Genomic DNA, 12,991 nt, shown 5'->3' with positions numbered 1-12,991 from the left:
CAACATTTCCAACAAGGAGCATGCCCATTTCGCCTTCGGTCTCAGCTTCAGCTCGAAGCAACCTTGCCAACATATCAATATCCTGTTTCCTAGCTTTTACGACTGCCATTGGCTCACCTCTTTAGATTTCTATACACATCATATTGTAGGTGAAGCGGATCTGTTACTCTGGCAAAATAGTGAGCGATAATAAATAGCCGTTCCACCACACTCTTCTGCCCGTTAGCTGAGCGCGCTCTTTAAACTTGTCGGCATTCGGTCAATGTTCTTGACACAAATCGGCAATCGGATTAAGTTCTTGACACTGAGAATTGACAAGAACTTTATCTCATTCCCGCAATGAATGGACTTTTGAGACTATTATTATGGAAATTTATCAATTTTCAACTTAATGCGAAACGGTTCTCCTCACAAGCTATAACAACTGCTTTATTGTATCTTCCCTACTTCGCGTCAAAAAAGCCGCAATATAAGCGGCTTGTAATGGGATAATATTCTTGTCATCTGACAGATGGGATGATCCAGTCAGTCCTGTCTTTCGCAATCGTGAAGCTTATCATCGATTTGATCTCTTTATTGAAGAAAGGAATCGTTTCTAAGCCAAGACCCACCTTCATCAGTGCCTCGGTAACACATCGTTGCAGCTTGGAGTGCTCCCTTTGCCGCTTCCTCTATCGAATAATAGCGGTTTTCCATTGCAACAAGAGGTCCGGCATTGTCTGCACCTCTATAATAATGACTGAGCTCATAAAAGTAACTGCTCTCCCGATTTTTGAGAATGTGAATTCCAATATATATGCCATCTATTCTTGCTTTTAAACATTGTACGACTTCGTGAACGGATTCAATATCTGCATGGACATTCTCGAGCTCAGATAAATTTAACATGCTTTATACCTCCATGTCATCGTTCATAATAAGATAATCGATCCACTTCAAATCAAGGTATCGAGGATAGTTTATCCAGATTACTGAAATCGATTCAATTTCAGAGGTCAGCTTCCTTCTCCTATTTATTGAACTCTCGTTCTGCGTTAGTTGAAAGATCTGTCCATTAGAAAGTTCAATATATCTATTGCGTTAATAACAACTTCTCTCTTTTTCCCTTCTGAACTTCCTTCTGCTTCCAACATGTCTAAAATATCTTTACTCTTTCTAAGTAATAACATGGACATTAGATGGGTTCATGTCTCCGTGTATAATCCAAATACCTATAGCGATTGAAGAATACATAGAGTTTTACAACCACAACAGATTTCAAAAAAAATTAAAGAACCGTCCCCTGGTTGAGTACCGGGAAACGGTCGTTGCATAATCCGACTTTTTTGACTGTCTACTTGACGGGGGTAAGACCATTTAGGCGGATATTAATCGGACTATGTTCTTGTCACCCGACAACATCGTTTCCCAGTTCAATGAGGTTCATCGTCGAATATTCATGAAAACTCCTTAGCATTCTATGACTACACTAGACGCTATTGAACCTATAAAATATTTTGAATCATTCGTTCATGGCGTCAATGACCACCTTATCGAGCATATTACAGTTATGCAGTGTTAACAACGGGGGATTCTTATTTTGTATTTTCAAACAATGTTATAAAAACAAACTATTCTTGTAACATAAGTTAACATAAAATAATGAACAGAGTTGAAAAGAAATATTACATTAGGGTCTATTGATATCAAAAAAATGAAGAAAAGAGGATGCATAGTGAATCCAAAAACGGCAACTGTAAAGAAACCTTTTTATCAAGGCCTTTTTTTTCAGATTATGGTATCAATCATCGGGGGTATTTTAGTCGGTTATCTTTGGCCGACAATTGGTGTCACGCTTAAACCAGTCGGCGACGGTTTCATCAAGCTTATCAAAATGATCATTTCACCGCTTGTTTTTGGTGTTGTTGTCGTTGGTATTGCGAAGGTTGGCGACATCAAATCAGTTGGTAGGATAGGCGGAAAAACCCTCCTTTATTTCGAAGTTGTTACAACCTTTGCCCTAATCATAGGCATGGTAGTGGCGAACTTATTCAATCCCGGCGCGGGAATGAATATCGATCCTGGAACCTTGACAACGGAAGCTGTCAATAATGTCACTAAGAGTTCTACACTTCCAAGCGGGGCGCAATTTTTCCTGAATATCATACCGGATAGTGCCGTCTCAGCGTTTGCGAATAATACAATGCTGCAGGTACTGCTCGTCTCCTGCTTCTTCGGTTTTGCGCTTATCCATGTAGGCGGACGAACAGCGGAGGTTGTTGTCGATCTTCTAGAGCATTTCAATAAAGTCGTGTTTCAAATTATGGGCTATATCATGAAGCTTACGGCTATAGCGACATTCGGCGCGATGGCGTTCGCTGTTAGTCAGTATGGGGTTACCACACTCGTGTCGTTCGGTAAACTCTTTGTGGCCATGACGATCGCTTGTCTTGCATTTCTCTTTGTGTTAGCTATCATCACACGAATATTCGTTGGCATCAGCCTTTGGAAGTTGATCCTCTACATTCGAGAGGAGATCATTCTCGCGTTTGCAACAGGTTCGACGGAAGCGGCAATGCCGCAGCTCATGAATAAATTTGAACATGCCGGCTGCAACCGAGCTGTTGTCGGTCTGGTTGTTCCGACCGGATATTCATTCAACCTAGACGGGGCGTCAATCTATTTATCACTCGCTCTGATATTTCTTGCCCAAGCGACCGGCGTCGAATTGAGTCTTGTCGAACAGCTTATGATTCTGGGAGTCCTTTTGTTAACGTCCAAGGGGATGGCTGGTATACCGGGTTCTGCATTTGTGGCACTGTCAGCGACTGCGGCGGCAACAGGTTCGATCTCTATGGCCGCCGTTGCTCTAATGCTTGCACCGGACCGATTCATGGGCAATTATCGTACGACAGTGAATATTATCGGCTACGCTGTTGCCACCTTCGTCATTGCACGTTGGGAAGGTTTGCTTGACCATAATCGCGCGAAAAGCGCCCTCGATGGCAGTCTTCCATATACTTCGGTTGAAAATAACGTTTTAGCTGCGAATAAACAGCAAATAAATGCTTAAAATCAAATTACTAACGGAGTCCTTTGAACATTTAATAATTTCACTTTAAGTAATTTCCGCTAATCTGCCCGTAACTTCAACGGACAACGGCAGCCGATCGTGTGGCCGGCTGCCGTCATGTCGTGATTGAGCTATCGTTCAACGTATGACCTAACTTCTCATTTATGATATGGCTCAAGTTATCTATTGGTAGTGTAAACATGACTAATGATTAAAATCTTTGATTATATATTCAGAATAACCTACTACTTTAGGCTCACGCGGCACATATCAACTTGTAGAACAAAAATACAACTCAGCGATTGGCATAGTGGTATTTTTGTTTCTCATTACACGCATGAATCGCCCATGGTTGCATATCGATTGATGTTCTGCAGCAAAACTTCTTTACTTTGTTGCCCAACCAATGTTTCCACTTGATAACCATCTTTAAACAGCATTAACGTTGGCACGCTCAACACACCGTATTCCGTTGCAAGTTCTTTTTCCTGATCGATATCAACTTTGGCAATGGTAGCTTGATATCTTACTTCATGAGCCAGCTTCTCAGCAATGAGAAGCTGTTCTTGACAAGATTCGCTCCCAGGCGCATAAAAGTCAACGAGCGTGATCCCATGATTGATCTGTCCCTTGAAAGTTTCTTTTATTAATGAAATGACCTCCACCCTGTGACCTCCTCATGTTCGATGCATTTATCATCTACCACAATGCTTGCCTAATTTATTGATAAGATTCTCTCTTGCATCACCTATTATTCCGAAGGTACCGCTCGAGCTCGATTTGAAGCAACTTGTTCCTCCTTACGTACCCCTAGCAAAGCCTCAACGTTGTCTATCAAATCCCTTAGTTCAATTAACAAATCCAATAAATCATTGAGATTGTGCAATTTGTATCGCTCCCAATTTCCGGCAGCTTTTTGTCGTGGTGCTATTGTTCTGCGTTAGCTTAACAATCAATCTTTAATAATGATCATTTATAGGAGTACTGCTACTGTAATCGGCCCTTCCTCATTTTGGCTATGTATTTGATTGTGCTGTGTGACCGGGTAAATGTCCAGAGACACCGTCGGAGCGCACAATATGCTCCCAACCGTCGCCATTTCGGGCCATGAAAAACAAATAGGCTTGCCTCTTATCCGGAGGTGGTCCCCAGGTTCGTTTTCCACCACAGTAAGATGCGGGTCCAGGTCGCCCTTGAACATTTCCGTAACGCGTACGCCCAGATCGGACGATCATCGGTTCGCCTTACGGCCTCCACATAACCGGTTACAATGGCATCATATTTCCCATAGGCCTCATCGATCCTCATCGCCTCGCAGCTAAGCGCTTGAGCCTGACCGCAAACGGGAGCGTCAGGAGCAACACGAGCATCCGTACAAAGGTTCTCATGGCAACACCTTTCCTTCGATCCTAAGACAGACGGCCGAGCTCTAAGGTTGCAGACGGTGTACTACGCTTCCGACACATGAATGTGGCGAATGAGAGCAGCAAACCCGCCGGACAAGTCCGACGGGCTTAGTTGTGATAGCTAACGCTACTAGCCGAGTTCGTCCGCGGTCGGACCGTAGACGCCCGGTACCGGCTGGTCGAGCAGACGCAAGTACATGCCGAGCTGCGCACGGTGGTGAATCATGTGACTCATGCCCATCGTACGGAATGCGAATGCCTTCGGCTGTACGGCCATGACCGTATCGCCGCGACGGAGGGTCCAGTTCGAGGCCAACGCCGCTTCTTCGATGGCGTCCAGCGTCCGCTCTAGCTCCTGGATGTTCGCGTCGAATTCGTCCAGCAACGCCTGCCGGCTCGCTAAGGCTACCCTATGAGGTGGCACGGTCGCCAGATCCAGTCCCGGATCGCGCAAAATGACCAGTTGCCAATTGATCAGGTTGACGACATGCGTCGCCAATTCCCCAAGAGTATACGACTTCGCGTGCGGCCTCCAACCGAGATGCTCGTCCTGCAAGCTCGCCAACAGTCGGCGCGTCCCCGTCCATTCCTGCATGACATCCCCGACCATCAACGCTTTGTTCAACATCCGCTTGTCCCTCCTAATTGTGCAATTACTTTCAGTGTCCATTTCTTTTCAGCTTTATATTTCTTCAAGAGAAACTCAATCAGTATCGATGTGTTATCCAATAAACTCATACCTCCTAATAACAATGAAAGTGAACATATGTTCGATATACACTATTCCGTAACTCTAAGAAAGGGAACTAATGTTCCCATATATAATACCATATAGTTCCAATAAAACAACAGATTTTAATATTAAACTGCCCGTAACACCCATCATAAATGGCTGGCATTAGCTCCAATATCGTAAAAGTACAACGATAAATGGCCCCCACCATTAGAGCGGGAGCCATTATTTATCAGATCATTCTTGTTATCGGTTCTTCGGAACGGTTACCGTCAATGTTACTGTTTTCACGTTACCTGCATAATCCGTAGCGACGTAAGTAATGGTGTATACCCGTCCTCCTCCGCTTCCGGATCGCTCAGCCCTCAAATCAAACATATAATCCAGTGTGTCAAAGTCCGCATTTTGAATATCTTGCGAGGTGTCTCCGTCTCCAAGACCATCATCCGGTTCGTTAGAGGTGATGGATTTTAAAACAATGGACTGAATGCCGGAAATCGGATCTATTACGCCGTAAGTTCCGGCCGTTACGGTCACCATTTTATGATTTGCCGGCCACAGCTCGTTTTTATTCTGATTCATTTGCATTTCCGGTGCTGTTTTATCTACTTTTACGACTTCACTCTTTAGCTCTTCCATGTTTCCTGCTTTGTCCTTGCTTTGATACTCAATTGTATTCGTTCCTTCAGCTGAAACGTCTATGGCGCCATCATAGGTTTGCCATTGGCCGCCATTGATCCGATATTGAACTTTATCGATACCGGATAATGGATCCGATGCATTTAAGGTCAACTTTACATCCGAATGATACCATCCGTTGGCATTGGCCGGAGGTAATTCGGCTGTAGTGACCGGAGCCGTCTCATCCAGCACCATTACCACGCTGTCCGCGTACACATCTGCGTTCACACTGGTTGCCCGCACGACGGCAGTACCAAACCCAACCGCATGGACGACCCCATCATTTGTCACCTCAACGACATTTGGAGCCGTCGAGTTGTACACCGACCACGTCACCGAGCGGTCCTGGGCCGTCTCCGGTAGTACCGTCGCTTCCAGCTTGACGGAGCCGCCGAACGGAAGCTGAACCTCCGGCTTATTAATCACGACGGACTGAGCGGTATCGGCTGCCTTCGAAGACACGGTAAACCGATCCACCTCACGGCCGCCGACCGTTTTCGTCACAACCGACATTTCATCGCCGGCCGTCTCCACCGTTACGTACATTTGCGTTTGCTCACCATCGGTAAATTGCGTCCAAGGCTTCGGCACCAAATCGTAAAACTTTGGCCCTGTCGAACCTGCGGTCACATAAGCCGTACCTTCCCCGGCAGCTGCCGGCTGGTTGTTCTTCATGTAACTGCGCAAATAAATATGATCGTGTCCGTTCAACACTAAGTCCACCTTAAACTCATCGAACACCGGCGTCCACTGCTCGCGTGTTTCCACCGTATCATAGATGCTGCCGTATGGACCGCGGTGGAACAGGACGATCTTCCACTTTTGTTTCGTCGCCGCTAGATCTTGACGCAGCCATGTTCTTTGCTCTGCATATTGGTATTCGCTGTTCAGAACAACAATGTGCGCATCTTTATAGTCGAAGGAAAAATGAGTCCCCTTGAGCGTATCCAACCCATTCCCCGGTTGATTGAAATGCTGCATAAAATCGCTGATGCCTTTCGTTCCCGTAACCTCATGGTTGCCGAGCACGGACACCAATGTCGTCTTCATCAGCGGATCCTTGACCTTGTCAAAGAACATGTTCCATTGCGCTTCCAAGTGGCCGGAGTCAACCATATCGCCTGCATGAGCCAGGAAATCCGCATCCGGATGCTCCGCCACCGCTTTGTTCACCGTAGCCGCCCACTTGTCATAGCCCGCGCTGTCCGACGCCTGAGAGTCGCCGAAGAACACAAACTTCAAATGATCGCCGCTTTCCGGCGCCGTCGTGAATGTGCCTTGACCGCTAACTTGGCCGCCACTGCCATTGCCGACCCGGTACACATACGTTGTTCCCGGCTCCAGACCGCTGACCGTCGCTTTATGCACGCGAACGGTACCGATATCATACGTGACGAACAGCGAGCTGTCGCCCTCTACCTTCATAACCCCTGCCTGATCAAAGCCGGTGAACCCGTCCTTCTTCGCGAGCTCCAGCACCGTGCCCTCAACGCTCGGATGCGTATGCCATGTAAAACCGCGCTCGTGTTTCGGATCGCCGCCCATGCTCACATTCACGTTGTACGGCGTCATCGTTCCGAACAGCTTCGATACCGTCAGCGTCATCACTGGGCTGTAGACGGAATCCTTCACCGCTTGGATTTTGTACGTCTTCAGCGCCCCGGTCAGGTCGGACAGCGTCAGCTTGCCCGCGCCGTCCGCGGTACCTCGCTCCACCCCGTCTACCAGCAGCTTGGCCCTGGAGGCCGCCGCCCCGGACTCACCCGTTACCGTAAAATTCGTCGGATGACCTTGCACGATACCGAATTCATCCCACCCGACCTGCAGGCCGTATTGAATATCCGCCTCGAGCGGAAGTCCGAAGAATGGCCAAGCGCGACTCGGATCAGATGCCAGTTTGATCGTGCCCGATTGGAACTGAATCGTATGCTTGCCGACTGCATCCGACTTCACCCGGAATTGCAGGCTGCCGAGCACATCGGAATCCGTCAGCGTGAGGCTATTCAACCCTGCAAACGTAATTTTGGCCGTACCCGCAACCGAGTCCACCGACGCTTGCGCCTGAGTCCCGTTCAGCTTGCCGCCGGGAATGAACTGCAGCGCCTCCACCTTAGCCGGATCGAGCTTGAAATTCAGTTCGCCTCCTCCGATCAGCCCTACATTGCCGCCTTTGATGTCCACCGAATACGTGCCTCCGGCGTTCGTAACCGCAGGTGCGCTGTATTGAAATTTGGCTGAGCCGGTATTAACGTTGAAGGTCCATTCCTTCTCCGTACGATTTCCGAACAGGTCGCGAACCTGGATCTTTGCCTTATGCAAGCCGTCCACCAACGGTACGTCAACCTTGTGCGAAATCCGTCCTTCAGGAGGATACAGCGTATGCGTCACCGGATTGTTGTCGATGAAGAATGCAATCTTCTCCGGATCAATCAGCGTCGTACCTGGATGCTGCGTTCGATCGTACCCTGCATCCTCGGCGATCGCCCGAATGTTCGGAAGGTTCGTGGTGATGGTGCTGCCCTCGACGGGCTCTAGATTTTTGATAATAGGAGGTTCGATGTCGTCAGTCGATGGTCCGTAAAGCGCTCGGATGTTATCGACATAGATGGCGCCTGCACCTTTTACCTTAGCGGTTGTAGCCATTAGACGAACCGGCATGTCCAGCTTCAGCCCCGGAGTTAATCCGGCCGGCACGTCCGCCTCGACGTATTTCCAGCCTTTCCAGTTGACGCCAGTCACATCGTCCGTGAAGTTAATCGGCGTACCGCTCGCGGTGCCGTCCTTCGCACGCAGCTGCGATCGCAGCCAGTAACCGCTGCCGTCGCCGTACACCCACATGCTGATTTTCTTCGGATAGCCCGGGATGTCAATGTAGTTCGACGCATTCGTCGACTGCAGGTACACCCCTGAAGTGCTCGGCTTCCCTGTAAAATCATATTCCAGCTTCAGCGCCTTCGTCCCGAAGCGCACAAATTCATCTTCGTTGGTGATGCTGGCTACCGCTTTATTGTAGCTGGCTCCCGCCGTCGTCAAATATTTACTTAGACCCCCTTCGAAATCCTCCAATATGACCGGCGGTGTGCCGACGTTTACATTCATAGAGGTTTCTACCGATCCGTATTTGACGAAAATTTTGCCGCTCTTGCCACTCTCGCTTGTCGCCTTAAGCACTCCGTTCGCATCGATCGTGCCGATGTCGCCCTCCACTCTCCATTCGAGCAGGCGATTCTCAGCCACAATCTGCTGTCCGTTGCGAAGCGTCTGTACCTTCAAAGGTACGGAGGCTGCGGTATCTACCGCCTTTTCCACATCCGGAAACTTCAGCTCCGTCAGCTCCGTGACAACCTCCACAGTGCCTGTACCGGTTAAGCCACCGCCAGTCACCTGGATCGCAGCCATGCCGACCTTCGTACCTGCGGTGAACACACCCGCCTCGTCAATGCTTCCGTATTCCGGATCGACGGACCAGCTGAGCGTCCCCGCCGGCATGGCGGCAGGATGACCTGTGGCATCTACCGCCGCCGTCTTCAAAGGCAGCCTCGTGCCGGCCAGCACGCGCTCCAGCTGCGGCTGCACGACCAGCTTGGCCGCCGCCCCCTCTGATGCTTTGTTCACGAGCAGCAGTGAGTTGCCGGTTTGCCTCTCGCCTCCGTCGGAAGGCGTATTGAGCAGCTTAAACTTCGACTCGCCGGGCAATCTGGCGATGAAGGTCGAGGAGCCGCCGCCGTCGAGGTTGATCGCATTCACGATACCCATGTTCTTCATGATATCACCGAGCTCGGACGTCTCCACCCCTTCGCTGAAGCCCGGCTGTCGTCCGTCGATCTCGATCATCACTACGGTCCCGTCGGCTTTCGAGCCGATCGCCGTGCGCGGGTGAATGCCTGCAGGCGGGACGTTGTTCAATACGGTGCCGTTCTGCATCAGTTGGTACCCACTCATGGCGACTTTCACGTTCTCGAACCCTGCCGGGAAGTTGAAGCTCGCCGTTATCTCGTCACCGGCTTTAAGCCCAGCAAGAACAGGTCTTGCCGTTCCGCTTGCCGACAACACAACTTTGCCCGCTGCAAGAGGAGTATTGCCTGCATCCTTCCGCACTTCCGAGACCTTGAGCCTCATCGTTTGGCCGCTCTTCGCTTCCCCCTCGAGAACATCGAGCACCACTTCATCACCGAACTCGTTCGTCTTCGTCGTGTCGGCGTAGTCGAACGTGTATAGAATCAGCTCATGATTTCCACGATAACGGTTAATATGCGTGATATTGCTTGTCGCTCCGTTAATGGTTAGCGTTCGAGTCAGCTTCGGGTTAGGCACATAACGCGTCGTACCGTCGTAGTCCATAAGGAAGACGGCATAGTTCGAGTCCGGCGTATTGAGGATTTTGCCGTCGCCCATGAACAATCCGCCAGGAACCCCGGAGCCGTAGCCGCTCAAATCATAGAAATCACCGTTTACACCTGCAATCACCCGTTGTCCGGGTTTATCGTAATATTGGGCCATCTCGGTGACCCCTTGCATCCCATATACTTTTCCGCCTTTGGTGCCTGCTAACAGCTCCAAGTTCGGATCGGTCGGGCTGAACTCTAGGCTATGAACCTTTTCCAATCCTCTCGGCATCTTCATGCTGTACCAGTTGTAGGTCGCGTTCGGAGCAATTTCCATGCTCCTTGTGTCCAGTACTTGCGCATCCGCCGGGTCGCTGTCGACAGCTTGTACCGTCTGCAGCGGAACCAGCATGGCAAAGGCCATGCTTAGGCTGAGCAGCACATGGAGAATTCTTCGATTCGTCTGTCTCATACTGTAGCTTTCCTCCTGTTTCTTTGGGATCATGTCGGGGCGCTTTTATGTCGATTAGTCCGAAATTTTTTTTCACACCCCGCGTATATTTATAAATTATATTTTCAGTTTGTAAGAACCATTCATGTTTTATATTAACGTTTTGAAAATTTCGCCCTTCATGATCCTCCGGCATGCGGCACCAATCGAAAAAAGCCGCACGGTGCGCAACCTATCAGGTCACACACCGTGCGGCTTACCGTTATGCAATTCTTTCAGTTTTGAAACGGCTTCTTTCGCAAGCATCGGCCTGTGGAATAGTAGCCTTGAATATGGTCGCAGCCTAGAGCATCCAAAATCGCATACTGCTGCTCCGTCTCCACGCCCTCGGCCACGACATCGAGTCCCAGACTATGCGCGAGTGCGATAATGGCTTCCACATACGCTAATCTGCCCGTTCGTATGCGTTCTCTCAATAGTGTGAACGTATATTTTACTTCAAAACTTAATTTGTCACTTGAAGTGCAAGAAGCCAGCAAACTCAAGGGATTGCTGGCTTTTCTTATAAAATCGATTTACAAATTAAGTTTTTAAGTGGTGTTTTGGAGTGAAAAAGCTGAATTACAAATAAGTTTTGAAGTACTTTTTACAATCGTTCGCCGTTAGCTCAATGCCTCGCCTTAACGAACCTTTAATTTTAAAAAATTGTCCATAGGGAAGTCATAGCCCCACCTATGATTTAAATATTCGCCCATTGGGGTAATTGTGCGTCTATTGGGACCGACTACGCCGGCAATGAAATCCAGCTGAAGGAGATGAATAAAGGTGAAGAATAGATTCGAATTTACTGCGGTCGTCTTAATAGGCAATGGCGAGCTAACAGACGACTTTACCATCGATATCGCCAAAATGGCTGACCGTTTTACCACACAGCTGGAGATCGCCAAGAAAGCGCTCCAAACTATTGCGGAGAGCTCAGCGCAAGGCAACGAGGTAGCCAAGACGATTGCCGCAGAAGCTCTAATAGCGATTGTCGAGTAGGTGCTGCATTCGTGTCTTTTTTGAGCTATCGTTCTCCGTTACTTCAACAATCGTCTCTCATTGATGTTCGCCGCCACATTCTTTGGCGGCTAATCTCTATACTCAGATTGATGTTTGTTTTTTTATGGATGGCGGTCGAATGCTTATACTGTACTCTTATAGTTTTCTTGCTTTGATTACAAAAGTTACAGGAAGCATCTTTGCTTTTTTTGCAAAATCGCTGTTATTCATAATTTCATCATCAGATTGCTCAATCATTTGCTCAATGACAAATCCCGCTTTTGCCAACGCATTCACATAGCTTGATAGTTTACGGTCCGATAATGTTAGTGTACTTTCGTCAAGAGATACCGAATACCAAGATTCATCGAAATAACATTTTTTAAAAACAAGCATATTATTTTCTGCAACAACACATTTGTGTATAGGGTGAGACCAACTGAAAATAAATACGCCGTCTTTTTTTAGGTAAGAAGCAATCCGGCAAAAAGTACCCTCAAGGTCGGTGGTCCAGCCTATGGCATAAATCGAATAAACAAAGTCAAAATAATCCTCTGGTATGCCACATTCTTCTTCCATGGGAGAACAGATCAATGTTGCTGAAAGACCGCATGCCGTCAAATGTTGCCTTGTCTTTTCGATTTGTTTTTCTGATATATCCACAGCCCATAGTTCAGATGCTTTGCGTTCCCCCTGATATTGCAAAGATTGACCGCTTCCACAGCCTATCTCCAGCATCTTTTTTCCTGAAACATCGCCAAAAAGTTGGCATTTTTCTTCCGAGACAAATGCGCCATAGAGAGGAAGCGCGGTTGTTCCTAAGATATCATTTCCTTTTGTATCCCAAAAGAAGCTGTTTGTTTTATGAACAACATTATTATCCATGTCGACCGAGCTGGCGACGCCAACCTCGCCAGCTCCTATAATGTTTGTTCTATAAGCAGATTTTTTATCCATACCAGAGCCCTCCCCAAATATAAATATTCTAACCCATCTGCTTTTATTTTTCGGCATGTGGGTAATGAAACCCTTCCATTTCATTCCATTATTCTCCATTTCACGCTGTAGCAATAATACTTTGTTCTTGTCTATATTTACGGCAAAAGATATATGTTCTTAGCACAAATATTTTTTGTTTATTCCTTGTATGACGTCCCTAAATAGTATTTGAAGTGGTTTAATAACACTGCTTAAATGTGAAATATTATGCATTGAACTCCACACCCTCTTCTCATTTCTTTTTTCGTGATAATTACCCAACCATGGGTATTCAAGCATATATCGGCCAATTGAAATTGGGAA

Annotated in this window: 10 protein-coding genes and 1 pseudogene; 3 read left to right on the top strand and 8 right to left on the bottom strand. The window is 47.8% G+C overall.

Features of this window, described 5'->3' with window-relative positions; all coding sequences use genetic code 11:
* A pseudogene (locus tag AC58UU_RS38260) lies at positions 1-109 on the bottom strand (cell wall hydrolase); the annotation flags it as partial.
* Between the two features lie 464 nt (positions 110-573).
* Positions 574-888: a hypothetical protein gene (locus AC58UU_RS38255; RefSeq protein ID WP_497322691.1), complete on the bottom strand. Its 315-nt coding sequence runs from the start codon at positions 886-888 to the stop codon at positions 574-576.
* Between the two features lie 298 nt (positions 889-1,186).
* Between AC58UU_RS38255 and AC58UU_RS38250 the strand changes: the two genes are divergently transcribed.
* Both AC58UU_RS38250 and AC58UU_RS38245 read left to right on the top strand, forming a co-directional pair.
* A complete protein-coding gene (locus AC58UU_RS38250) occupies positions 1,187-1,315 on the top strand; it encodes an IS3 family transposase (protein WP_497322690.1) in 129 nt (42 codons plus the stop codon).
* A 399-nt stretch (positions 1,316-1,714) separates the two neighbouring features.
* Positions 1,715-3,052 carry a cation:dicarboxylate symporter family transporter gene (locus tag AC58UU_RS38245; protein WP_497322689.1) on the top strand — a complete coding sequence of 446 codons (1,338 nt, stop codon included), beginning with the start codon at positions 1,715-1,717 and terminating at the stop codon, positions 3,050-3,052.
* Between the two features lie 329 nt (positions 3,053-3,381).
* Here the strand turns inward: AC58UU_RS38245 and AC58UU_RS38240 are convergent, their stop codons facing one another.
* The 5 genes from AC58UU_RS38240 to AC58UU_RS38220 all read right to left on the bottom strand — a co-directional run bounded on the left by AC58UU_RS38240 (position 3,382) and on the right by AC58UU_RS38220 (position 11,124).
* On the bottom strand, positions 3,382-3,717 hold the full coding sequence (locus AC58UU_RS38240) for a thioredoxin family protein (RefSeq protein WP_497322688.1): 336 nt from the start codon (positions 3,715-3,717) through the stop codon (positions 3,382-3,384).
* Positions 3,718-4,183: 466 nt separating this feature from the next.
* Positions 4,184-4,360 (bottom strand): hypothetical protein, encoded by a 177-nt coding sequence (locus AC58UU_RS38235; RefSeq protein ID WP_497322687.1) that lies wholly within the window; start codon positions 4,358-4,360, stop codon positions 4,184-4,186.
* Positions 4,361-4,588: 228 nt separating this feature from the next.
* The gene (locus AC58UU_RS38230; RefSeq protein WP_497322693.1) at positions 4,589-5,083 is read right to left on the bottom strand and encodes a DinB family protein; all 495 of its coding nucleotides are present in this window, start codon (positions 5,081-5,083) and stop codon (positions 4,589-4,591) included.
* 354 nt (positions 5,084-5,437) lie between these two features.
* Complete coding sequence (locus AC58UU_RS38225; RefSeq protein ID WP_497322686.1) at positions 5,438-10,669, bottom strand: phosphodiester glycosidase family protein; 5,232 nt, start codon at positions 10,667-10,669, stop codon at positions 5,438-5,440.
* Between the two features lie 254 nt (positions 10,670-10,923).
* Complete coding sequence (locus AC58UU_RS38220) at positions 10,924-11,124, bottom strand: EAL domain-containing protein (RefSeq protein ID WP_497322685.1); 201 nt, start codon at positions 11,122-11,124, stop codon at positions 10,924-10,926.
* Between the two features lie 349 nt (positions 11,125-11,473).
* Here AC58UU_RS38220 and AC58UU_RS38215 point away from each other — a divergent pair, with 349 nt between their 5' ends.
* Complete coding sequence (locus AC58UU_RS38215) at positions 11,474-11,689, top strand: hypothetical protein (RefSeq protein ID WP_497322684.1); 216 nt, start codon at positions 11,474-11,476, stop codon at positions 11,687-11,689.
* A 156-nt stretch (positions 11,690-11,845) separates the two neighbouring features.
* Here the strand turns inward: AC58UU_RS38215 and AC58UU_RS38210 are convergent, their stop codons facing one another.
* Positions 11,846-12,646 (bottom strand): class I SAM-dependent methyltransferase, encoded by an 801-nt coding sequence (locus tag AC58UU_RS38210; RefSeq protein WP_497322683.1) that lies wholly within the window; start codon positions 12,644-12,646, stop codon positions 11,846-11,848.
* Between the last annotated feature and the right edge of the window lie 345 nt (positions 12,647-12,991).

The organism is Paenibacillus sp. JT22N1 (genome assembly GCF_059692155.1).
This window is presented reverse-complemented; position numbering and strand designations above follow the sequence as displayed.